The following is a 23,229-nucleotide window of genomic DNA, read 5'->3' on the forward strand; positions in this document are numbered from 1 at the left end:
CCGTGACCACACCTTACCGCAGCTGGGTACGCTCTTGGGAAGCAGTACTTGCCCCGCACCGAGGAGCCCCCAGTGACCGCCCCCGAGTCGCCCCAGCCCGCCGCCGACGACGACCAGTCGCACGTCCCGCCGCTGACGACCCGCGTCGTCATCGCCGAGGACGAGGCGCTGATCCGCCTCGACCTCAAAGAGATGCTCGAAGAAGAGGGCTACGCGGTCGTCGGCGAGGCCGGGGACGGGGAGAAGGCCGTCGCGCTGGCCCGGGAGCACCGGCCCGACCTGGTCATCCTCGATGTGAAGATGCCGATCCTGGACGGCATCTCGGCCGCCGAGCAGATCGCCAAGGACTCCATCGCGCCGGTCCTGATGCTCACCGCGTTCTCGCAGCGCGACCTGGTGGAGCGGGCCCGGGACGCGGGGGCGATGGCGTATCTGGTGAAGCCGTTCTCCAAGAGCGACGTCGTGCCCGCGATCGAGATGGCGGTGTCGCGGTTCACCGAGCTGAAGGCGCTGGAGCAGGAGGTCGCGGACCTCTCCCAGCGCCTGGAGACGCGCAAGCTGGTGGACCGCGCGAAGTCGATCCTGCAGACCCAGTACGGGCTGACGGAGCCCGCGGCGTTCCGCTGGATCCAGAAGACGTCGATGGACCGGCGGCTGTCCATGCAGCAGGTTGCCGAAGCCGTCATCGAGGACGCGGAAGAGAAGAAGGCGGCGAAGGGGTCGTAGCGGCTGGTGTTCGGCTGCGGCCCGGTGGGGGCTTGTCGCGCAGTTCCCCGCGCCCCTGGGTAGTTAGGGGCGCGGGGAACCGCGCGAGCAACCCAGTACGGTCCGCAGCCGAACGACAACCTCAGTCCTCGCCCAGATACGTCTTGCGGACGTTCTCGTCGTGGAGGAGGGTCTGGCCGGAGCCGGAGAGCTTGATCTCGCCGACCTCCATCACATGGGCGTGGTCCGCCAGGGACAGCGCGGCCTGGGCGTTCTGCTCGACGAGCAGGATGGTGGTGCCCTCGGCCTTGAGCTCGACGATGGTCTCCATGATCTTCTGCATCATGATCGGGGAGAGGCCCATCGACGGCTCGTCCAGCATCAGCAGCTTGGGCTGGGACATGAGCGCCCGGCCCATCGCGAGCATCTGCTGCTCACCGCCCGAGAGGGTGCCGGCGGCCTGCTTACGGCGTTCGCCCAGGATGGGGAACATGTCGTAGGCACGCTGGATGTCCTTCTCGATCCCGGCCTTGTCATTGCGGAGAAACGCTCCGAGCTGGAGGTTCTCGGCGATGCTCAGCCTCGGGAAGATATGCCGGCCCTCGGGGGAGTGGGCGAGCCCCAGCGAGACGATCTTGTGCGCGGGGATGTTCGCGAGCGGCTTCCCATCGAACATGATCTTTCCGGCCGAGGGCTTGAGGAGCCCCGACAGGGTGCGCAGCGTGGTCGTCTTGCCGGCGCCGTTGGTGCCGATGAGGGTGACGACCTGCCCGGCCTCGACGGTGAAGGAGATCCCCTTGACGGCCTCGATCTTGCCGTAGGCGACGCGGAGGTCCTCGACTTCCAGAAGTGCGGTCACTGGGAGTCTCCTTCAGTACGGGTCTTGCCTGGAGCGTCGGCCGCCGGCCCCGAGCCACCGTCACCCGGGGCATCGGCGTCGGCGTCGGCGGAGGCGCCGGAGCCGGGCGGGGTGGCGGAGCCCGCCGGGGCGTCCGCCGCCGGGGAGTCGTCCTCGGATGCTTCGTGCTGGACCTCGGTGGCCTCCGGGGCGTCGGCCTCGGGCGCTGCATCCGCCTCGGGCGCCGGGTCCGCCGCGGCTTCCGCTGCGGCATCCCGGTCGGCGCCGCCTCCGGCGGCCCCCGCGGCCTCGGCCGCCTCGACCTCCGCGATCTCCTCCGCGCCGGGTGCGCCCTCGAACGGGGTGCCGAGGTACGCCGCGATGACGCGCTCGTCGCCCTGGACGACGTCCGACGTGCCCTCGACGAGCTTCTCGCCCTGGAGCAGCACCGTGACCCGGTCGCACAGGTTGAAGATGAAGCGCATGTCGTGCTCGATGACGAGGACGGCGATGCCCATGTCCCGGATGGCGAAGACCATTTCCTCGGTGGCGCGGGTCTCCTGCGGGTTCATACCGGCCGTCGGCTCGTCCAGGAGCAGCAGGCCGGGCTCGCTCGCCAGCGCCCGGGCGATCTCCAGCTTGCGCTGTTCGCCGTAGGGGAGGTTGCGGGCGAGGTGGTCGGCCTTGTGCTGGAGGCCGATGAACTCCAGGAGTTCCATGGCCCGTTCACGCGACTTGGCCTCGGCCTTCTTGAAGCCGGGGCCGCGCAGCAGCGCGGACCAGAGGCCTTCCTTGGTCCGGGTGTGCCGGCCGACCAGGACGTTCTCCAGGACGGTCATATTGGCGAAGAGCCGGATGTTCTGGAAGGTCCGCGCGATGCCGGCCTGGGTGACCAGGTGCGGCCTGGGCGGCAGCACGGTCCCCTTGTACGAGACCTTGCCCTCGGTCGGGACGTAAAGACCCGTGAGGCAGTTGAAGAAGGTGGTCTTGCCGGCGCCGTTGGGGCCGATGAGACCGACGATCTCGCCGCTGTTGACGGTGAGGTCGACATTGCGCACGGCGGTCAGACCGCCGAAGCGCATGGTGACGCCGGACGCTTCGAGCACCGGGCTGGGGGCGATGGTGGTGGTCATGATGGTTACGCCTCCGCCTTGGTGACGCCGACGGTGGTGTCCGGGAGCCCTTGTTCGGGGACGTCCAGTTGGCCGGTCTCGTGGAATTCGAGCTGGCGGCGCCGGTTGGCGACGATGCCCTCGGGACGGAACCGCATCAGCAGGATGAGGGCGACACCGAAGCCGAAGAGTTCGTACTCCTTGAGGAAGCCGAGCTTCTCGGGGATCAGGTAGAGCAGTGCCGCGCCCAGGAGCGGGCCGCTGACCGTGCCCATACCGCCGAGGACGACGGCCGCCAGGAGGAAGGCCGAGTTGGGCGGCGCGGCTCCGGCGAACTGGAAGGGGCTGGGCACCACGCTGTAGTTGACGTGGGCGAAGACCGTTCCGGCGAGACCCGCGAGGGAGGCGCCGAGGGCGAAGGCGATGAGCTTGACCCGGAAGCCGTTGATGCCCATGGCGGTGGCCGCCGTCTCGTCCTCGCGGATCGCGATCCAGGAGCGGCCGATACGGGAGTTGGCCGCGCGGTTGAAGACGAGCACGATCAGCGCCGTGATCAGCAGCATCAGGAACAGATAGTTGCCGAAGCGGCCGATCGTACGGCCCGCGATCTCATGGGCGCCGCCGAGGTTGAACCCGAAGATCTCCAGGTCCGGGATGTTGGCGATGCCGTTGGGGCCGTTGGTGAGGTTGGGGCCGGAGCCGCCGTCGAGGTTGTTGACGGTGATCCGGAAGATCTCTCCGAAGCCGAGGGTGACGATGGCGAGATAGTCGCCGCGCAGCCGCAGGGTCGGGGCGCCGATGATGACACCGAAGACCAGCGACGCGCTCATGCCGATCAACGCGGCGGCCCAGAAGGGGACCTGGACGCCGGAGAACCGGGAGAACTCGGAGCCGGAGACCAGGGCGGCCGCGTACGCGCCGACGCCGAGGAAGGCGACGTAACCGAGGTCGAGCAGTCCGGTGAGGCCGACGACGATGTTGAGGCCGAGGGCGACGGTGCCGAAGATGAGGATGTTGGCGCCGAGGTTGGCGTTGTGGTCCTCGCTCTGGGTGAAGGGGAAGATCACGGCCGCCAGGAAGACAGCGGTGGTCGCGAACCCCTTGTGCCGCGCGTTGAGTTCGGTGAACCGCTCGAAGAGCCCGGCGGCGAACAGCGCCATGGAGCCGAACAGCACGAGCAGCAGCAGACCGATGAAGGTCTCGCTCTCGTCGTCGTTCACCCCGATGCCGTACGTGAACACGACCAGGCCGAGTGCGGTGGCCAGCGAGATGATCACGCGCTGGGCCCAGCTGGGCAGCGGGACCGCGGCCGGGATGTCGTCCGGCTTGGCGATGTGGTCGCGCAGCGACCTGCCGGGGCGCGGCAGGGCGAGCGCGCCGATCACCGGAACGAGCGCCGCCACGGCCGCGACGTACGCGCCGGGTTCGAGGTTGGCGAGGCCGCCGAGGTCGTACGAGATGGCGATGGCGGTGAACCAGACCACCGCGAACGCGGAGACGGCCGCCAGGAGTACCGGGTTGTGGGAGCCGCCCGGGTTGAGCCAGCGCAGGCCCTTGATGTCCCACAGATCGAGGGCGTAGAGCAGCGTGAGCGCCGCGCCGACCAGGGTGAGGGTCTGCAGTCCGGCCGGGTAGCCGGTGACGGTGAGGTCGCCGGGGAAGTCGGCGGTCCAGGTCCACGCCAGGAACGTGGAGGCGAGGGTGGCGACGGCGCCGACCGCGATGAGCAGCCGGGCGACGGGCGCGGGCAGCGGGATCAGACCGCGCTGCTCGGTGGCCGCTTCGGTGACGCCGGTGGTGGTGCTGGTGGTCATGTCGATCACGCCCTGTCCGCGACGCGTTCGCCCACCAGGCCCTGTGGCCTGAAGAGCAGGACGAGGATGAGGAGGACGAAGGCCCAGACGTTGGCCCAGCCGGAGCCGCCGAGCTGCTGCATCCCGGGGACGTTGGCGATGTAGGCACTGGCCATGGTCTCGGCGAGGCCGAGGACCACGCCGCCGATCATCGCGCCGTAGATGTTGCCGATACCGCCGAGGACCGCCGCGGTGAACGCCTTGAGACCGGCCTGGAAGCCCATCTCGTACTTGATGGAGCCGTACTTGAGGCCCCAGGCGATACCGGCGACCGCGGCGAACAGACCGCCGATGGCGAAGGCGATCATGATGATGCGGTTGGTGTCGATGCCCATCAGCTGGGCGGTGTCCGGGTCCTGCGCGGTGGCCTGCATGGCGCGGCCGGTGCGGGAGGAGCGGACGAACAGGGCGAGCGCGGCCATGCAGAGCGGCGCCGCCGTGATCAGGAAGATGTCACCGGTGCCGAAGGTGACCGACCCGATGTGGAAGGGGCCGCCGGGGAGCTGCGGGAAGTTCTCGTCGGTCTTGGCGTTCGGGTACCAGTTGAAGACCGCCTGCTGGAGCGCGAGCGAGAGTCCGATCGCGGTGATCAGTGGCGCCAGGCGTGGCGCGCCGCGCAGTGGTCGGTAGGCGAACCGTTCCGCTCCCAGCGCGATGAGCACGGAGACGATCGCGCCGCCGATGAGCATCAGGGGGAGGGCTATCCACATGGATATGCCGTCGGGGAGCACATAGAGATAGACCGTGAGGCCGCCGAAGGCGCCGGTCATGAAGATCTCGCCGTGCGCGAAGTTGATGAGCTGGACGATGCCGTACACCATCGTGTAGCCGATGGCGATCAGCCCGTACATCGAGCCGAGGAGCAGCCCGTTGGCCAGGTTCTGCGGCAGAGTGTGCACCGCAAGGCCTCCATGGGATGGGGAGCGTGCAGGAAGTAGACGTCGGGCCGCGCGGTCGGACGGTTGGTCGTGGCCGCGCGGCCCAGTCGTCGTGCGGTGGTGCGGGTGGTGCGGTGGATCAGGTGCGGGCTGGATCAGCCGGCGTTGTACGTGCCGCTCTTGACGGCCTTCCACTTCCCGTTGGTGACCTGGTAGACGGTCAGCTGCTTGTTGGTGGTGTCGCCGTACTGGTCGAAGGCGACCTGGCCGGCGATGCCCTGGAACTGGGCCTTCTGGACCTCGTCGACGATCTTCTGACGGGCGTCGGACGGGACCTTGCCGTCCTTCACCACGTTGCCGACGGCCTTGATGATCGCGGTGGCGGCGTCGTACGAGTAGCCGCCGTAGGTGCCGTAGTCACCCGGGTACTTCTTGTCCTTGTACGTCTGGATGAACGTCTTGGCCGCGTCCAGGGTGTCGACCGGCACGCCGACCGAGGTGGCGAGGTCGCCCTCGGCCGCCTTGCCGGCGGTGGTGATGAAGGTGTCGCTGTAGATTCCGTCGCCGCCGAAGAGCGGGATCTTGGCGCCGGAGTCCTTGAGCTGCTTGGTGACGATCTGCGCCTCGTCGTACTGGCCGCCGTAGTAGACCAGGTCGGCGCCCGAGTTCTTGATCTTGGTGACGAGGGCGGCGAAGTCCTTGTCGCCCACGTTGACGTGGTCCTCGCCCGCGACCTTGCCGCCCGCCTTGGTGAAGCCCTGCTTGAAGAGCGTGGCCAGACCGGCGCCGTACGTCTGCTTGTCGTCGACGACGAAGACGCTCTTCTTGTGGATGCCGTTGAAGGCGTAGTCCGCCGCGAACCCGCCCTGGATGGCGTCGGTGGTGGCGGTACGGAAGTAGGTCTTGAACGGACGGGTCTTGTTCCCGGCCGCCCAGTCCTTGCCCTGGGTCAGGGTGGGGTTGGTGTTCGAGGGCGAGATCTCGACCAGGTTGGCGGTGGCGAAGACCTGCTGCATGGTCAGGGCCACGCCGGAGTTCAGCGGGCCGACCACACCGAGGACGTCCTTGTCGGCGACGAGCGCGGTGGCGTTCTGCTGGCCGGTCGGCGGCAGGGCCTTGTCGTCCAGGGCCTTGACCTTGAAGGTGACACCCGGGACCAGCTTCTTCGCGTTGGCGTCGTCGACGGCGATCTGTACGCCGTACTGGATGCCGAGGCCGGTCGCGGAGTTCTGGCCGGTCAGGGGCGCGTCCACACCGATCACGACGGTGGTGTTCTTGTCGCCACTGCCTTTGCTGTCGCCGCCGCGCGATCCGCAGGCGGTGAGGGTGAGCGCCCCCGTGGTGAGCACGGTGGTGAGTATGAGCAAGGAACGGTGTCGCACAGTATGTCCTCTCCCTGGCGCGACGCCTCCGCTGAGGCGCCGTGTGACTCGCCGGGCCGTACTGGGGTGGTACAGGGGCGGTGCAGCAGACGCGCCCGGCGGCGCGGTGACTGGCCGTGACTCTAAGCGCAGCTAGGCGAGTCGGGGACCAGGGAAGGTCAGGATGTGACTTTCTTGTTATGGGGAGCGGACGCCGGTGTGGGAACTCTGTGGACAGATGGGGGCATTGGTGAGCCCGAGGGGTGCCCACATACTGAGAATTCCCAGTTCCGCTAAGGGGCTTGGGTCATTCTTGCTACTGACACAGGCATGTGCCCCAGGGGTCGGCTCCCGCCTTCGCCACCTGGATCTATGCGTTTTCCGCGCCGTCCTCACAGCGGAGTACCGGAGCGAGTGATCCCGTTTGCGTATTTCGCGCATGTTACGGAGCGTTACGATCGGGAGTGGCCGGAAGGCTTCTCCCGAGGGGTGTTCGCGGGGTGACGGGTGTGGCGGCCGTAGGGGGTGGGGCGCGCTCGGTGGGTTGTCGTTCCGCCCACGGAGGGCGAACCGGAGTGGTGCGTACCGTCGTGCGGCGCGCTGTCCGGTTCCCGACGGGGTCGCCGTCGGGGGAACGTCAGTGTGTCACGATCGGTGACACAACTGCCGTACGGGTCAAGGGGGTTGACGGGCAGATCGTGTGCAGGTAACGGGAGAGGTCGCGCGCGTAGCGTCCGTCGAACAGATAACTGTGCTGCTGGGTCGCGTAGTTGTTGGTCAGCGTGGTGTCCAGGTACGGCAGCTCCGGATCGAGGGGGAACCCGGAGCAGCTCCGCGCGGTGAGCCGCACGACCACGCGCACGGTACCGCCCGCGGGCACGGTGAAGGGCACGGGGGGCGTGGTGCTGGTCCCGATCTCCGGGAAGGCCTGGGCGAGTTGATCGACCGTCACGGAATCGTCGTGCTGCGCATCGGTGGTGAGCACGAACGCGAACACGGCGGACGCCTTGTACGGGGCGACGGGCTCGTCGAGTCCCACGTACTGGAGCGAGACGGTCTGGGCGGGCCAGCGAGGCGGGAGCGGGGGTCCGGGGGAGGGGCGGGGGTGAGGGGGGCCGGGGTGGGTGGGCCAGAGAGCGACGGCCAGGGCCGCGGTGGCGGCCAGGACGACGGCGAGGGCCCGGGGACGAAAGCGTCCTGGCCGGTCTTCGTGTCCCCGCCGCGGTAACCGGAGCCATATCCGCCGGTCTTCCCGGTGTCCCTGTAGGCAGTCGTCCCGGAGGGCCGGGGGTGCCCCCTCCTCCTGCTGAAGGTACGGATGGGGCGAGTGGGGCGAGGGGGGCCAGGGTCCGCCGTCGGCCGAATCCTCCGGCTCGACGGGCCCTATGCCGCTCATGCCCGCAGAGTGACACCCCCCGGCCCCGCCGTAAAGACAACGGCGCGGCCGAGCGGGCGCGGCCCCGCTGTCCAAGCGGACTGGCGGAAGTCCCTTGCGGTACCGCGTGCCGCAAGGGACGCGGGGCTGTGTCACTGCGCGGCTCCGCCGCGGTCCGCGGTCAAGAGCCGCGTATTCCAGCGGAGCGCTCAGGCCCCGGTGGGCTCGGCGTCCCGCAGCAGACACGTCAGCCGGGCCGAACACACCCGCTTGCCGTCCTCGTCCGTGATCACGATCTCGTAGGTGGCGGTGGACCGCCCCCGGTGCACGGGCGTGGCCACCCCGGTGACCAGCCCGCTGCGCACTCCCCGGTGGTGCGTGCAGTTCAGGTCGACGCCCACCGCGACCTTCGAGATGCCGCCGTGCAGCATCGCCCCGACCGACCCCAGCGTCTCCGCGAGCACGGCCGACGCGCCGCCGTGCAGCAGCCCGTACGGCTGGGTGTTCCCCTCGACCGGCATCGTCCCGACGACCCGCTCGGCCGAGGCCTCCAGAACCTGTACGCCCATACGCGTGCCGAGGTGTCCCGCGGAGAACAGCGCGGGAAGGTCGATCCCCAGCGCCGCGTACTCGTCGATGACCTCCTGCGGGAACTTCACCTTGCTCTGCTCACCCATGGGCGGGACTCCGATCGTGGTCCGGTTCCGGTGGCTTCCGGCCGACTGCTTCCGGCCGGCTTCCGGCTGGCTTCCGTCTGGCGTGTCTGAGCGAACGCTTAGACGGTCGCCGATTGTTCCAGACGTACGATCACGGACTTGCTGGCAGGGGTGTTGCTGGTGTCCGCCGTCGACTCCAGCGGCACCAGCACGTTCGTCTCCGGGTAGTACGCCGCCGCGCAGCCCCGCGTGGTCGGGTAGTGGACGACCCGGAAGCCGGGCGCCCGCCGCTCCACGCCGTCCTTCCACTCGCTGACCAGGTCCACGTACGCCCCGTCCGCGAAGCCCAGCTCGCGCGCGTCCTCGGCGTTGACGAGCACGACCCGGCGGCCGCCCTTGATGCCCCGGTAGCGGTCGTCGAGGCCGTAGATCGTGGTGTTGTACTGGTCGTGCGAGCGCAGGGTCTGCAGCAGCAGCCGGCCCTCGGGCACCGTCGGGTACTCCACGGGCGCGGCCGTGAAGTTGGCCTTGCCGGTCTTGGTGGGGAAGCGGCGCTCGTCGCGCGGCGCGTGCGGCAGCCGGAAACCGCCGGGCTCGGCCACGCGCGCGTTGAAGTCCTCGAACCCGGGGACGACGCGCGCGATGCGGTCGCGGATCGTCGCGTAGTCCTTCTCGAACTCCTCCCAGTCCACCGTGGACCGCGTGCCGAGCGTGGCGCGCGCGAGGCGGGCGACGATGGCGGGCTCGGAGAGCAGATGCGGGCTCGCGGGCTTCAGGTTGCCGCGCGAGGAGTGCACGAGCCCCATCGAGTCCTCGACGGTCACGAACTGCTTGCCGCTCTTCTGCACGTCCTTGTCGGTGCGGCCGAGCGTCGGCAGGATCAGCGCGCGCCGGCCGGTCACCGCGTGCGACCGGTTGAGCTTGGTGGAGACGTGGACGGTGAGCGAGGCCCGGCGCATCGCGGCCTCGGTGACCTCGGTGTCGGGCGTGGCGCCCACGAAGTTGCCGCCCATCGCGAAGAAGACCTTCGCCTTGCCGTCGCGCAGCGCCTCGATGGAGCGCACCACGTCGTATCCGTGGTGGCGGGGCGGCGCGAAGCCGAACTCCTTCTCCAGGGCGTCGAGGAACGCGGGCGCGGGCCGCTCGAAGATGCCCATGGTGCGGTCGCCCTGGACGTTGGAGTGGCCGCGCACCGGGCACACGCCCGCGCCGGTGCGGCCGATGTTGCCGCGCAGCAGAAGGAAGTTGACGACTTCCCGGATCGTCGCGACCGCGTGCTTGTGCTGGGTCAGACCCATCGCCCAGCACACGATGGTCCGCTTGGAGGCGAGCGCCATGGACAGCGCCTGCTCGATCTCCGCGCGCGTGAGGCCGGTCGCGGCCAGCGTCTCGTCCCAGTCGGCGGCCCGGGCGGCGGCCGCGAACTCCTCGTATCCATGGGTGTGTTCGCGGACGAACAGCTCGTCCACGGCGCCTTCCGTCTCCACGATCAGCTTGTTGAGCAGGCGGAACAGTGCCTGGTCGCCGCCGATGCGGATCTGCAGGAAGAGGTCGCCCAGCTTCTGCCCGCCGAGCGCGAGGCCCTTGGCGGTCTGCGGGTTCTTGAAGCGCTCCATGCCCGCCTCGGGCAGCGGGTTCACCGAGATGATCTTCGCGCCCGCCGCCTTGGCCTGCTCCAGGGCCGAGAGCATCCGGGGGTGGTTGGTGCCTGGGTTCTGCCCCGCGACGATGATCAGGTCGGCCTGGTGCATGTCCTCCAGGGAGACGCTGCCCTTGCCGATGCCGATGGTCTCGGTGAGCGCCGAACCCGACGACTCATGGCACATGTTGGAGCAGTCCGGCAGATTGTTGGTGCCGAACTCGCGCGCGAAGAGCTGGAGCAGGAACGCGGCCTCGTTGCTGGTGCGGCCCGAGGTGTAGAAGAGCGCCTCGTCCGGCGAGTCCAGCGCGTTGAGCTCGGCCGCGATGATCTCGAACGCCCGCTCCCAGGTCACCGCCTCGTACCGGTCGGCGCCCTGGGGCAGATACATCGGCTGGGTGATCCGGCCCTGCTGTCCCAGCCAGTACCCACTGCGCCCGGCGAGGTCGTCGAGGGGGTGCGCGGCGAAGAAGTCGGGGGTGACGCGGCGCAGGGTCGCCTCCTCGGCCACCGCCTTCGCCCCGTTCTCGCAGAATTCCGCGATGTGGCGTTTGTCGCCCTCCGGCCAGGCGCAGCCCGGACAGTCGAAGCCGTCCTTCTGGTTGACCTTGAGCAGCGTCCGCGTCGCCCGGGCCACACCCATCTGCTGCTGGGCGACCAGCGCCGTGTACCCGATGGCGGGCAGCCCGGCCGCGGCGTGCTTGGGCGGCGCGACCTGCGGCGCGTCCTGAACCGGGTCCCCTGCGGGCGGCTTGGTGGCCATGGCGCTCCCCTTCGAGCGACGTGTGCGATCCGTACGTTTCCGATCCTGTCACGGACCACTGACAACCGTCCCGGCGCGGTCCCGGCGGCACACTGGCGGGGATTGTCAGTGGGGCGTGGCAGGATCGGGGACGTGGCTGAGACAGCATCGAAGAAGACCCCAGACAACCGACCGCGCCTGCTCCTCATGGACGGGCACTCCCTGGCGTACCGGGCGTTCTTCGCGCTGCCCGCGGAGAACTTCACCACCGCGTCGGGTCAGCCGACCAACGCCGTGTACGGCTTCGCGTCGATGCTGGCGAACACGCTGCGTGACGAGGCGCCCACGCACTTCGCGGTGGCGTTCGACGTGTCCCGCAAGACGTGGCGCTCCGAGGAGTTCCCGGAGTACAAGGCCAACCGTTCCAAGACCCCGGACGAGTTCAGGGGCCAGGTCGAGCTGATCGGCGAGATGCTCGACACGATGCACGTCGACCGGTTCGCGGTCGACGGCTTCGAGGCCGACGACATCATCGCGACCCTGGCCACGCAGGCCGAGGCGGCCGGGTTCGAGGTGCTGATCGTCACCGGTGACCGCGACTCCTTCCAACTGGTCTCCGAGCACGTGACCGTGCTGTACCCGACCAAGGGCGTCTCCGAGCTGACCCGCTTCACCCCGGAGAAGGTCGAGGAGAAGTACGGCCTGACCCCGCAGCAGTACCCGGACTTCGCGGCGCTGCGCGGCGACCCGTCCGACAACCTGCCGGGCATCCCCGGCGTCGGCGAGAAGACCGCCGCGAAGTGGATCAACCAGTTCGGCTCCTTCGCGGAGCTCGTCGAGCGCGCCGCCGAGGTCAAGGGCAAGGCCGGGCAGAACTTCCGGGACCACCTGGAGTCCGTCAGCCTCAACCGCCGCCTCACCGAGATGGTGCGCGACGTGGAGCTGCCCAAGGGCCCGGCCGACCTGGACCGCCGGCCCTACGACCGGGCGGCGATGACCGGCTTCTTCGACGTGCTGGAGATCCGCAACGCGTCCCTGCGCGAGCGGCTGCTCGCCGTCGACCCGGGCGCGGGCGCGGAGGAGGCCCCGGCCCCCGCCGCGGGCGTGGAGCTCGACGGCTCGGTCCTTGGCGCGGGCGAGCTCGCCCCGTGGCTGGAGCGGCACGGCGCGTCCCCGCTGGGCCTGGCGTCGGTCGACACCTGGGCGCTGGGCACCGGCAGCGTCACCGAGATCGCCCTCGCCGCCGCCGACGGTCCGGCGGCCTGGTTCGACCCGGCCGCGCTCGACGAGGCCGACGAGCGCGCCTTCGCCGCCTGGATCGCGGACGCCGCGAAGCCCAAGGTGCTGCACAACGCGAAGGCCGCGATGCGGGTCTTCCCGGAGCACGGCTGGAGCGTCGCCGGCGTCACCATGGACACGGCACTCGCCGCGTACCTGGTCAAGCCCGGCCGCCGCTCCTTCGCCCTGGACGCACTGTCCGTCGAGTACCTGGGCCGCGAGCTCGCCCCGGCGGGCGCCGCCGACGGACAGCTCGCCTTCGGCGCGGACGACCAGGCCGAGGCCGAGGCCCTGATGACGCAGGCGCGCGCGGTCCTCGACCTCGGCGACGCGTTCACGCAGCGGCTCGGCGAAGTCGGCGCGAGCGACCTGCTCCACGAAGTGGAGCTCCCCACCTCGATCCTGCTCGCCAAGATGGAGCGGTACGGCATCGCGGCCGACCGCGCCCACCTGGAGGCGATGGAGCAGCAGTTCGCGGGCGCGGTGCAGCAGGCCGTGAAGGAGGCGCACGCCTCGGTTGGCCATGAGTTCAACCTGGGCTCGCCCAAGCAGCTTCAGGAAGTCCTCTTCGGCGAGCTGGCGCTGCCCAAGACGAAGAAGACGAAGACCGGCTACACGACGGACGCGGACGCGCTGGCGTGGCTGGCCGCCCAGACCGAGCACGAGCTGCCGGTCATCATGCTGCGCCACCGCGAGCAGGCGAAGCTGCGGGTCACCGTCGAGGGCCTGATCAAGACGGTCGCGGCGGACGGACGCATCCACACCACCTTCAACCAGACCGTCGCGGCGACCGGCCGCCTGTCGTCGACCGACCCCAACCTCCAGAACATCCCGGTCCGTACGGACGAGGGCCGCGCCATCCGCCGCGGCTTCGTGGTCGGTGAGGGCTTCGAGTCGCTGCTGACCGCCGACTACAGCCAGATCGAGCTCCGGGTGATGGCCCACCTCTCCGAGGACGAGGGCCTGATCGAGGCCTTCGCCTCCGGCGAGGACCTGCACACGACGGTCGCGTCCCAGGTCTTCGGCGTCGACAAGACCCACGTCGACCCGGAGATGCGCCGCAAGATCAAGGCGATGTCGTACGGACTGGCCTACGGGCTCTCGGCGTTCGGCCTCTCCCAGCAGCTGAACATCGAGGCGGCCGAGGCGCGCGGCCTGATGGACACGTTCTTCGAGCGCTTCGGCGGCGTACGGGACTATCTCCAGCGCGTGGTCGAGGAAGCCAGGGCCACGGGCTACACGGAGACGATGCTGGGCCGCCGCCGCTATCTGCCGGACCTCAACAGCGACAACCGCCAGCGCCGCGAGATGGCCGAGCGGATGGCTCTCAACGCCCCGATCCAGGGCACGGCGGCGGACATCGTCAAGGTCGCCATGCTCAAGGTGGACAGCGCCCTGACCGAGGCGGGCCTGAACTCCCGGATGCTGCTCCAGGTCCACGACGAAATCGTCCTGGAGATCGCGCCGGGGGAGCGCAAGAAGGTCGAGGCCCTGGTCCGCCGGGAGATGGCCTCGGCGGTCGAACTCCGTGCCCCGCTGGATGTGTCGGTGGGCGCGGGCGGCGACTGGGAGTCCGCCGCGCACTGAACACGCTGAACATTCGGCCCCGGGACACCGGGCCCGAACCGACTGCCCGCCGGGTGCCGCACCCGGCGGGCAGATGCGTGTCATGTCACCGCGTCACGTGGCTGTGTCATGTCGGGGTGTCATGTGGGCGCGGCATGTGGCCTGTCAGGTCGGGCACCTCGACGGGTACCGCAGGGCACCGATCGCGCCATACCTGGGCAACCCCGGGGTGACTAAGCGGTGAAAAGGTGAATAAGGCTCAAGGGGCGGTGTCGCGACACCCCGTGGGTGCCGTAGGGTCTCCTGAGTCCTAGCGCTGGGGAGCGCGAACGCTGACCACGGGGAGGGGCTCGAAGTATGGCACCGCAGATTGGCCGACGGCTGCGCAAGGGAGCGACCACGACCGCGGTGGCCGCGGCGGCGGTGGCGGCGCTCTCCGCCTCCCAGGGACCGGGTGTTCTGACCAACGACGGGGCGAACGGCGGCCAGGCGGCGTCCGGCACCCCGACGCCCTCGCCCAACACCCCGGCCAGCGGTAACTCGCCGTACTACACGGCCCTTCCGCCCCTCGTCTCCCCGAACCCGCCGGGTGCCCCGACCACCGGCTCGCCCATCACCGGCCCCGACTCGCAGGGCATACCCGCGACCGTCCTCGACGCCTACAAGAAGGCCGAGGCGGCCCTCGCCCGCGACAAGGCGTCCTGCCACCTGCCCTGGCAGATACTCGCGGCCATCGGCAAGGTCGAGTCGGGCCAGGCGAACGGCGGCCGCGTCGACGCCAACGGCACCACCCTCACCCCGATCCTCGGCCCCGTCCTCAACGGCGTGGGCTTCGAGAACATCCCCGACACCGACGGCGGCCTCTACGACGGCGACAAGGTCCACGACCGCGCGGTCGGCCCCATGCAGTTCATCCCCTCCACCTGGGCGAGCGCCGGCCGCGACGGCAACGGCGACGGCGTCAAGGACCCCAACAACATCTACGACGCCTCCCTCGCGGCCGGTTACTACCTCTGCGGCAGCACCCGCGACCTCGCGCTCCAGAGCGATCTGGACAAGGCGGTGCTCAGCTACAACCACTCGCAGGAGTACCTGAGCACCGTCCTGTCGTGGTTCGACTACTACAAGCGCGGCACGCACGAGATCCCGAACGGCACGGGCTCCCTGCCGGGCACCCGCAGCGACACCCCGAGCCGCTGGCCCTCCGGCACGGGCTCGACCCCGTCGCCGACCCCGACCCCGAAGCCCACGCCGTCGAAGCCCACCCCGTCGAAGCCGGGCCCCACGCCGACGCACCCGGAGCCCTCGAAGCCCACTCCGGGCGACTCCGGTACGCCCAAGCCGCTGCCCTCGAAGCAGGCGAGCACGTTCGAGGACGCGGGCACCGCGCCGCTGGCCGCCACCGCCGGCTCGCAGTTCGCCGGGCAGCCCAAGGTCCGCGTCAAGGACCAGCTCGGCCTGCCGATGGCCAAGACGACCGTCCGCTTCCAGGTCATCGGCGCCACGGACGCCAAGTTCGCGGGCGGCGCCTCGCAGGTCACCGTCACCACCGGCGGCGACGGCCGGGCCACCGCCCCCGCCCTGCAGGCGGGCGAGCAGACCGGCACCTTCACGGTCCGGGCCACCGTGGTCGGCACCTCGCTGCCCGAGCTCAAGTGGACCGCGACCGTCAACGCCCGCCAGGCCGACGCCCTGGCGCGCACCGACACCAAGGACCTGAAAGCCGCCCCCGGCACCGAGTTCGCCAACTACGTGGAGGTCAAGGCCACGTACAAGGGAGCCGTCGTCCCCGGCATCGCGGTAGGCGCCGCGATGATCGTGACCCCGCAGGCCACCGCCCCCGGTGCCACGCCCGTCGACCCCAAGGTCAACGACAAGGGCCCCTACTTCAAGGACGACAAGGGCAACCCGATCCGGACCCTCAAGGACCTGAAGACCGACGCCAACGGCGTGCTGCGGCTCCCCAAGGTCTACGCGGACGGTCAGACCGGCACCTTCGTGCTCCGTCTCACCACCCCGGGCGGCGCCGTCCTCGACGTCAAGCTCACGGTGGCCTGACCGCCCTCACCACGCGGAACCCGCCGCGTCTTTCCCAGGACCGCCCTCGCTGCCCCGCCCGGCAGCGGGGGCGGTCCTGCGTGTTCTCATCTCACCCCCACGTTGCTACGGTGCCCCAACCCTGACGACCCATCAGTTCTCCGGGAGGCCGAGCATGCGCGCCCTCATCGCCGCGGCCATCGGGCTCGCCGCCGCCCTCGCCATCGTCCTGACCGTCTCGGCGATCGGCGGACCCGTGGGCACCACCTCGCCCAACCCGCTGCTCACCACCGTCCCCAGCGCACCCGGGGCGATCACGCCCGGGAAGTAGAGGAGAGCCGGCCGCATGCGACGCAAAGCCAGCCTGATCCTGCTCGCCCTCGCCGTCTTCTTCGCGGCGCTCTCCCCGCTGCTGCGCTGGTACGCCTTCCCCCGGCTCGCCAAGGTCCCACCCAGCCAGTACCAGGAGACAGTCCTTGAGGCGAAGAACGCCACCCTCATCGACTACCAGCACCTCACCTCCGTCACCGTGCCCAAGGTGACCATCGTGCAGACCCTCAAGGGCAACGTCGCCGAGTCCCGGAAGATCGAGAAGACGGCCGGCAAGGACGTCGTCGTCTGGGACGCCCTGTCCTATGTCGTGGACGACAAGGGCCAGTTCGTCTCCAAGATCCCCGAGCGCTACATCTTCGACGCCCACAGTCAGGCCCCGGTCCACGCCACCGGCGAGATGGTCGACGGCGACCCGGTCAGGCGCGACGGCATCGAGTTCAAATGGCCGTTCCTGGCCGAGAAACGGGACTACGAGTACTTCGACGCCCAGACCCGCACCACCGCCCCCATCCACTACAAGGGCACCACCACGTTCCACGGCCTCAAGGTCTATTACTTCGAGCAGACCATCCCCTGGACCCAGGTCCCCTTCCCCAAGGCCATGCCCCTCGGTGTCACCGCCGACGTGGTCAAGCAGACCGGCCTGACCCGGTGGTACAGCACCAAGCGGATGTTCTGGGTCGACCCCGTGACGGGCGGCCCGGTCAACGGCGAGGAGATCCACCAGGAGGAACTCCACAACGCCACGGCCCTGTTCGGCAAGGACAAGATCACTGTCTTCGCCGGTCATGTGAAGATGCGCGAGGACTACGTCGATCACACGGTCGCCCTGATCAAGAAGAACCGCACCCTGGTCCTGCTGCTCACCTCCTACCTCCCATGGGGCTTCCTCGGACTCGGTACGGCACTGCTCGCTCTCTCCCTCTGGCTGGAGGCCCGCAGCCGCCGCCCGGCCGCCCCGGCCCCGGCGGCCGACGCGGAGCCGACACCGGTCGGCGTGTGACCCGGGCGGTCGGCGGCCGGAGCGGTCAGCGCCCAGAGCGGCGACGGTGACCTGGGCGATCAGCGCCCTGAGCGGTCAGTGCCCGGGACGGTCAGCGTCTGAGGCGGGCGTTGGTGTGCCGGGTCGGCTCGGCCTTCGAAGGGTCCTCCGGCCAGGGGTGCTTGGGGTAGCGCCCGCGCAGCTCGGCCCGGACCGCGCGATACCCCTCCCGCCAGAAGTTCGCCAGGTCGGCTGTGACGGCGGCCGGTCGGCCCGCCGGGGAGAGCAGATGTATGAGCACCGGCACCCCGGCCACCTCCGGCGTCCCGTCGAGCCCGAACATCTCCTGGAGCTTCACCGCGAGCACGGGCTGCGCACCGCCGTACTCCAGCCTGATCCGTGACCCGCTGGGCACCTCTATGCGCTCCGGCGCCAGCTCGTCGAGCCGTGCCGCCTCACCGCTCGCCCACGGCAGCAGCCGGGCCAGCGCCTGCCCCGCGTCCAGCCGCCCCAGATCCGCCCGCCGCCGGGCCCGCGACAGCTCCGGCTCCAGCCACTCCCCGGCCCGCGCGAGCAGCGCGGCGTCCGACACGTCCGGCCATGGCTCGCCCAGGGTCTGGTGCACGAACGCCAGCCGCTCCCGCAGGCCCTCGGCCTCCCGCGACCAGCGCAGCAGCCCGACACCCTCCTCCTCAAGGCCGTCCAGCAGCGCCCGCCGTACCAGAGCGGGGTCGGGCTCCTTCAACGGCCGTATCGCCAGCTCCACCGCACCCAGCCGCTCCACCTCCCGGGCCACCACATCACCGTCCTCCCAGTGCACCTCCTCGCCCTCGGTCCACAGCGGCCCGGCCGCCAGACGCGCGATGTCCTCATCGATCACCGCGGCGAGCCGCACCCGCGCCGACGCGGCCCGCACCGGCCGGTCCGCGACGGCCACGGCCAGCCACCCCGCGCTCCGCAGTGCCGACCCCTGCGGCAGCTCCGCACGCGTGCCGGACACCATCAGATAGGCCCCCTCGCCCCGGGCCCGCGCCACCCGCTCCGGAAACGCCAGCGCGGTGACGAGCCCGGCCACGGCGTCATCCGACCCGGGACCGTGGGCACGCGAGCCGGGACGACCGCCGCCCGAGCCCGGGTGACCCGAACCGCCCCCCGGACCACCGCCTGCTGCTGGACCACCGTCGGCTGCGCCTGGCCCGCTGACGTCCGAACCGGTCCCACCGGCATTCGCTGCCGCACCGCCCGTCGGCCCGGAAAGCGCCGACGTCAGCCGCCGTACCTCCTGGCGCCAGCGTGCCGCGTATCCGTCCCCGCCCCGGCGCGCCGTGCGCCACGCCGCCGCCAGATCGTCCCCGTACTCCCGCGGCGGTTCCTCGCTCAGCAGCGCCACCACCTCGGCGGCCCGCCGGGCGCCCACCTCGGCGGCTCCGTCGAGGAGCGCCCGGGCCAGCCGGGGGTGCACCCCGAGCCTGGCCATCCGCACGCCCCGGTCGGTGGCGCGGCCGGTCTCGTCCACCGCGCCGATCGCGGTCAGTACGGAACGGGCCGCCGCCATCGCCCCGGCGGGCGGGGCGTCGAGCAGGGCCAGACCCTGCGCGGTCGGATCGCCCCAGCACGCGGCGCGGAGCGCGAACGACGTCAGGTCCGCGATCTTGATCTCGGGGGACGGGAAGCGCGGCCGCCGCGCGTCGTCGGCCGGGGCCCAGCAGCGGTACACGGTGCCGAAGGCCTCGCGGCCGGCACGGCCCAGGCGCTGGGTCGCCCCCGCGTCCGACACCGACACGGTCGCCAGCGAGCCGAGCCCCCGAGCGTGGTCGACGCGCGGCTCGCGCGCCAGCCCCGGGTCGACCACGATCCGCACTCCGGGCACGGTCAGGCTGGACTCCGCCACCGAGGTCGCCAGGACCACCCGACGGCGCCCGTCGCCGCCCCGCAGCACCGCGTCCTGGACCGCCGCCGGAGCCCTGCCGTGCAGTTGCAGGACCTCCGCGTCCACCCCGTCCAGCATTCCGGCCGTCCGGGCGATCTCGCCGGTCCCGGGCAGGAAGCAGAGCACATCCCCGTCGTGCGACTCCAGAGCGAGCCGGACCGTCGCCGCCACATGGCGCAGCAGCTGCGGGTCCACCCAGGTGCCGTGCGCGGGGCGGATCCCGGCGGGCGGCGGGGCGTAGTGGACCCCCGCGCCGTGGCTTTCGCCCGTGCTCCGCACCACCGGGGCCGGACCCGAGCCGTCCACCATGGTCAGCAGCTGCGACCAGGCGTCCGCGTCGCTGGTCGCGGACGCCGCGATCAGCCGGAGCTCAGGGCGCAGAGTGGCCCGTACGTCCACGAGGAACGCGATCGCGGTGTCCGCGTCGAGATGGCGCTCGTGGCATTCGTCGAGCAACACCACGTCCACGCCCGCGAGTTCGGGGTCGCGTTGCAGCCGCTGGAGCAGGACACCCGTGGTCACCACCTCGACGAGCGTGCCGGGGCCGGTGCGCCGCTCGCCGCGCACCGAGAAACCGACCGCGTCCCCGACCTCCTGGCCGAGCAGCCAGGCCATCCGGCGCGCCGCCGCACGCACGGCCATCCGCCGGGGCTCGGCCACCAGCACCCGCCGGCGCGGCCCTATCCCGGTCAGCCCGGCCAGCGCCAGGGGCACCAGCGTGGTCTTGCCGGTGCCCGGGGGCGCGGACAGGACCGCCGTGCCGTGCTCGTCGAGTGCGCTCAGCAACTCGGGCACGGCGTGGCGTACGGGAAGACGCTCGATCACGTCGGTTCGGATCACGTCCACAGTCTCGTACGTCCCGGCCCGGGCCCGTTTCCGGTTGTCCACAGACCCACGAGTTTGTATGACTAATGGTCCGACGCGGCCCGACGGGGCTGGCCCCACCAGGCCCGGGCGAAGTGCCGCGCGCCCCGCCCTCAGTCCCGCTCGCACACGAAGATCGCCGTGCCCGGGATCAGATTGCCCCGCAGCGGGGACCAGCCGCCCCACTCCTGCGTGTTCCACGCCGGCCACTCCGGCTCGACCAGGTCGACGAGCCGGAAGCCCCCGGCCACCACGTCGCGGACCCGGTCGCCCAGCGTCCGGTGGTGCTCCACGTACACCGCGCGACCCGCCTCGTCCTGCTCCACGTACGGTGTGCGGTCGAAGTAGGACGCGGCCACGCTCAGGCCCTCCGGGCCCGGCTCGTCCGGGAACGCCCAGCGGATGGGGTGGGTGACGCTGAAGACCCAGCGCCCGCCCGGCCGCAGCACCCGCCGTACCTCCCGGAAGACCCGCACCGGGTCGGCCACGAAGGGGACGGCCCCGTAGGCGGAGCACGCGAGGTCGAAGGAGCCGTCGGCGAACGGCAGCGCCCCCGCGTCCGCCTCGACCAGCGGAACCGCTCCGCCGTCGATGCGCAGGGCGTGCTGGAGCTGGCGGTGCGAGAGGTCCATGGCGACCGCGCGGGCGCCCTGTGCGGCCAGCCAGCGCGCGCACTGGGCCGCTCCGGCGCCGATCTCCAGGACGTCCAGTCCCTTGAGGGACTCCACGGGGCCCAGCAGCGCGGCCTGCGCCTCGTCCAGCCCTTCCGGACCCCAGACGAACCGGTCGTCCCCGAGGAACGCTCCGTGGTCGGTCTGGTACTCGTCGGCGTTCCGGTCCCACCAGCCGCGGCTCGCGCGGCTGCTCTCCGCGTCCCCGGCGTCACGCCGGGTCGCCTCGGGCTCGTATTCGGCCTCGTGCTCTTGGATCATCGTGCCCGTCGTTGTAGTTTGCGCAGAGCGTGAACGCGGATGGTCCATCGTGTTCTGCGGGGGCGGGATTGGGCCTACGTGGCCTCGTAGAACCTTAGTTGTGCCGGGAATGCGGGGATCCGCCCCGGGTGTGCGCCTTCGCGCATTGACCCTGTCCGGCTGCCCCCGTATGCTACAAGTTGCGCTGCGAGCCTGCGCACCTCAGACGTAGCAGGCGCGCTTCCACTGTTGTATGTCCCCTCGGTTTCGAGGCGTCGCCGGTCCACTGGGCCGGACGCTTCCTAGGCTGTCCGGCTTCTGCAGAGGCGATACGGGCTCTCGGCGTAGCAGTACCTACGACTTCATGTCCGTACCGGAGCCCTTTCCCACATGACGAGCAGCACCGAGACCACCGCCACCACCCCGCAGGTTGCGGTCAACGACATCGGTAACGAGGAAGCCTTCCTCGCCGCGATCGACGAGACGATCAAGTACTTCAACGACGGCGACATCGTCGACGGCGTCATCGTGAAGGTCGACCGGGACGAGGTCCTGCTCGACATCGGTTACAAGACCGAAGGTGTCATCCCGAGCCGCGAGCTCTCGATCAAGCACGACGTCGACCCGAACGAGGTCGTCAAGGTCGGCGACGAGATCGAGGCCCTGGTTCTCCAGAAGGAGGACAAGGAAGGCCGCCTGATCCTCTCGAAGAAGCGCGCTCAGTACGAGCGTGCCTGGGGCACCATCGAGAAGATCAAGGAAGAGGACGGCATCGTCACCGGTACCGTCATCGAGGTCGTCAAGGGTGGTCTCATCCTCGACATCGGCCTCCGTGGCTTCCTGCCGGCTTCCCTCGTCGAGATGCGCCGCGTCCGCGACCTCCAGCCCTACGTGGGCAAGGAGCTCGAGGCGAAGATCATCGAGCTGGACAAGAACCGCAACAACGTGGTCCTGTCCCGCCGCGCCTGGCTGGAGCAGACCCAGTCCGAGGTTCGCCAGACGTTCCTCACCACCCTCCAGAAGGGTCAGGTCCGCTCCGGCGTCGTTTCCTCGATCGTCAACTTCGGTGCCTTCGTGGACCTGGGTGGCGTCGACGGTCTCGTCCACGTCTCCGAGCTCTCCTGGAAGCACATCGACCACCCGTCCGAGGTTGTCGAGGTCGGCCAGGAAGTCACCGTCGAGGTTCTCGACGTCGACATGGACCGCGAGCGTGTCTCCCTGTCGCTGAAGGCGACGCAGGAGGACCCGTGGCAGCAGTTCGCCCGTACGCACCAGATCGGTCAGGTCGTCCCGGGTAAGGTCACGAAGCTCGTTCCGTTCGGTGCGTTCGTCCGCGTGGACGAGGGCATCGAGGGTCTGGTCCACATCTCCGAGCTGGCCGAGCGCCACGTGGAGATCCCGGAGCAGGTCGTCCAGGTCAACGACGAGATCTTCGTCAAGGTCATCGACATCGACCTTGAGCGTCGCCGGATCTCGCTGTCCCTGAAGCAGGCCAACGAGTCCTTCGGTGCCGACCCGGCGTCGGTCGAGTTCGACCCGACCCTGTACGGCATGGCCGCGTCCTACGACGACCAGGGCAACTACATCTACCCCGAGGGCTTCGACCCCGAGACCAACGACTGGCTCGAGGGCTACGAGACCCAGCGCGAGGCGTGGGAGGGCCAGTACGCCGAGGCGCAGCAGCGCTTCGAGCAGCACCAGGCCCAGGTCATCAAGTCCCGCGAGGCCGACGAGGCCGCCGCTGCCGAGGGCGCTGCCGCCCCGGCCGCCGGTGGCAACGCCGGTGCCGGCATCTCGGGTGGTTCGTACTCCTCGGAGTCGGACGACAACTCCGGCGCCCTGGCGTCGGACGAGGCCCTGGCTGCCCTGCGCGAGAAGCTGGCGGGCGGCCAGAGCTGACGCTCTGACCCCAGCTGGTAGATAGCCGAATGTAAGGCCCGCTCCCCATTGGGGGGCGGGCCTTACATCGTTATGGGGCGAGGGCGCTCCAGGTGGGCCGGAGCATCCGGCTCCACGGAGCGACCGGACGCCGGACCATGCTCGGGCCACGCTCGGACCACCGTGACGAGGAGTCCGTCCCGCCGTCATGAGAACGGCATGTGAAACGGACGGGCGCGGGAATGCCGCCGTCCCAAGGGGCGTTCTTCCCTACGAACACGAGGAGGAGCG

Annotated in this window: 16 protein-coding genes; 6 read left to right on the top strand and 10 right to left on the bottom strand. The window is 70.3% G+C overall.

Features of this window, described 5'->3' with window-relative positions; translation table 11 throughout:
* Positions 1-72 precede the first annotated feature (72 nt).
* Positions 73-726, top strand: a complete 654-nt coding sequence (locus tag ACGFRG_RS10955) for a response regulator (RefSeq protein WP_361430156.1) — start codon at positions 73-75, stop codon at positions 724-726.
* 121 nt (positions 727-847) lie between these two features.
* Here the strand turns inward: ACGFRG_RS10955 and ACGFRG_RS10960 are convergent, their stop codons facing one another.
* From ACGFRG_RS10960 to ACGFRG_RS10995, 8 genes are all read right to left on the bottom strand, one after another.
* Positions 848-1,564 carry an ABC transporter ATP-binding protein gene (locus ACGFRG_RS10960; protein WP_393263164.1) on the bottom strand — a complete coding sequence of 239 codons (717 nt, stop codon included), beginning with the start codon at positions 1,562-1,564 and terminating at the stop codon, positions 848-850.
* Positions 1,561-2,676, bottom strand: coding sequence for an ABC transporter ATP-binding protein (locus ACGFRG_RS10965; RefSeq protein WP_361430158.1), 1,116 nt, complete (start codon positions 2,674-2,676; stop codon positions 1,561-1,563). The genes ACGFRG_RS10960 and ACGFRG_RS10965 overlap by 4 nt, the downstream gene beginning before the upstream one ends.
* Positions 2,677-2,681: 5 nt before the next feature.
* Complete coding sequence (locus ACGFRG_RS10970; RefSeq protein ID WP_361430159.1) at positions 2,682-4,469, bottom strand: branched-chain amino acid ABC transporter permease; 1,788 nt, start codon at positions 4,467-4,469, stop codon at positions 2,682-2,684.
* Positions 4,470-4,474: 5 nt separating this feature from the next.
* On the bottom strand, positions 4,475-5,407 hold the full coding sequence (locus tag ACGFRG_RS10975; RefSeq protein WP_361430160.1) for a branched-chain amino acid ABC transporter permease: 933 nt from the start codon (positions 5,405-5,407) through the stop codon (positions 4,475-4,477).
* 134 nt (positions 5,408-5,541) lie between these two features.
* Entirely contained in the window at positions 5,542-6,753 is a 1,212-nt protein-coding gene (locus ACGFRG_RS10980) for a branched-chain amino acid ABC transporter substrate-binding protein (protein WP_361430162.1), read from the bottom strand.
* Between the two features lie 631 nt (positions 6,754-7,384).
* Positions 7,385-7,786 (bottom strand): hypothetical protein, encoded by a 402-nt coding sequence (locus ACGFRG_RS10985; protein ID WP_393263167.1) that lies wholly within the window; start codon positions 7,784-7,786, stop codon positions 7,385-7,387.
* Positions 7,787-8,331: 545 nt separating this feature from the next.
* A complete protein-coding gene (locus tag ACGFRG_RS10990) occupies positions 8,332-8,799 on the bottom strand; it encodes a hotdog fold thioesterase (protein WP_361430165.1) in 468 nt (155 codons plus the stop codon).
* A 98-nt stretch (positions 8,800-8,897) separates the two neighbouring features.
* On the bottom strand, positions 8,898-11,180 hold the full coding sequence (locus tag ACGFRG_RS10995) for an FdhF/YdeP family oxidoreductase (RefSeq protein ID WP_393263169.1): 2,283 nt from the start codon (positions 11,178-11,180) through the stop codon (positions 8,898-8,900).
* Between the two features lie 132 nt (positions 11,181-11,312).
* On the opposite strand from ACGFRG_RS10995, the gene polA reads away from it, so the two are divergent.
* The 4 genes from polA (at position 11,313) to ACGFRG_RS11015 (ending at position 17,376) form a co-directional block, all read left to right on the top strand.
* The gene (gene polA / locus ACGFRG_RS11000) at positions 11,313-14,024 is read left to right on the top strand and encodes a DNA polymerase I (protein WP_393263171.1); all 2,712 of its coding nucleotides are present in this window, start codon (positions 11,313-11,315) and stop codon (positions 14,022-14,024) included.
* A gap of 336 nt (positions 14,025-14,360) precedes the next feature.
* Positions 14,361-16,061, top strand: coding sequence for a lytic transglycosylase (locus ACGFRG_RS11005; RefSeq protein ID WP_361430170.1), 1,701 nt, complete (start codon positions 14,361-14,363; stop codon positions 16,059-16,061).
* 154 nt (positions 16,062-16,215) lie between these two features.
* Positions 16,216-16,371 carry an SPW_0924 family protein gene (locus ACGFRG_RS11010; protein WP_361430171.1) on the top strand — a complete coding sequence of 52 codons (156 nt, stop codon included), beginning with the start codon at positions 16,216-16,218 and terminating at the stop codon, positions 16,369-16,371.
* A gap of 15 nt (positions 16,372-16,386) precedes the next feature.
* Positions 16,387-17,376 (top strand): DUF3068 domain-containing protein, encoded by a 990-nt coding sequence (locus ACGFRG_RS11015; protein ID WP_393263173.1) that lies wholly within the window; start codon positions 16,387-16,389, stop codon positions 17,374-17,376.
* A gap of 91 nt (positions 17,377-17,467) precedes the next feature.
* Here the strand turns inward: ACGFRG_RS11015 and ACGFRG_RS11020 are convergent, their stop codons facing one another.
* Together ACGFRG_RS11020 and ACGFRG_RS11025 are read right to left on the bottom strand one after the other, a co-directional pair.
* A complete protein-coding gene (locus ACGFRG_RS11020) occupies positions 17,468-20,125 on the bottom strand; it encodes an ATP-dependent RNA helicase (protein WP_393263175.1) in 2,658 nt (885 codons plus the stop codon).
* A gap of 137 nt (positions 20,126-20,262) precedes the next feature.
* A complete protein-coding gene (locus ACGFRG_RS11025) occupies positions 20,263-21,081 on the bottom strand; it encodes a methyltransferase domain-containing protein (protein WP_361430176.1) in 819 nt (272 codons plus the stop codon).
* 369 nt (positions 21,082-21,450) lie between these two features.
* Between ACGFRG_RS11025 and rpsA the strand changes: the two genes are divergently transcribed.
* Positions 21,451-22,959, top strand: coding sequence for a 30S ribosomal protein S1 (gene rpsA, locus ACGFRG_RS11030; RefSeq protein WP_101387822.1), 1,509 nt, complete (start codon positions 21,451-21,453; stop codon positions 22,957-22,959).
* The last annotated feature ends 270 nt before the right edge of the window (positions 22,960-23,229 follow it).

Source organism: Streptomyces sp. NPDC048696, from assembly GCF_043198895.1.
In the GTDB taxonomy this organism is placed as follows: domain Bacteria; phylum Actinomycetota; class Actinomycetes; order Streptomycetales; family Streptomycetaceae; genus Streptomyces.

Bases quoted from the DNA above. Each gene is read 5' to 3' on its own strand.
- ACGFRG_RS10965 (WP_361430158.1), bottom strand. From the start codon at position 2,676: ATGACCACCACCATCGCCCCCAGCCCGGTGCTCGAAGCGTCCGGCGTC.
- ACGFRG_RS10970 (WP_361430159.1), bottom strand. From the start codon at position 4,469: ATGACCACCAGCACCACCACCGGCGTCACCGAAGCGGCCACCGAGCAG.
- ACGFRG_RS10990 (WP_361430165.1), bottom strand. From the start codon at position 8,799: ATGGGTGAGCAGAGCAAGGTGAAGTTCCCGCAGGAGGTCATCGACGAG.
- ACGFRG_RS10995 (WP_393263169.1), bottom strand. From the start codon at position 11,180: ATGGCCACCAAGCCGCCCGCAGGGGACCCGGTTCAGGACGCGCCGCAG.
- ACGFRG_RS11005 (WP_361430170.1), top strand. From the start codon at position 14,361: ATGGCACCGCAGATTGGCCGACGGCTGCGCAAGGGAGCGACCACGACC.
- ACGFRG_RS11010 (WP_361430171.1), top strand. From the start codon at position 16,216: ATGCGCGCCCTCATCGCCGCGGCCATCGGGCTCGCCGCCGCCCTCGCC.
- ACGFRG_RS11015 (WP_393263173.1), top strand. From the start codon at position 16,387: ATGCGACGCAAAGCCAGCCTGATCCTGCTCGCCCTCGCCGTCTTCTTC.
- ACGFRG_RS11025 (WP_361430176.1), bottom strand. From the start codon at position 21,081: ATGATCCAAGAGCACGAGGCCGAATACGAGCCCGAGGCGACCCGGCGT.
- rpsA (WP_101387822.1), top strand. From the start codon at position 21,451: ATGACGAGCAGCACCGAGACCACCGCCACCACCCCGCAGGTTGCGGTC.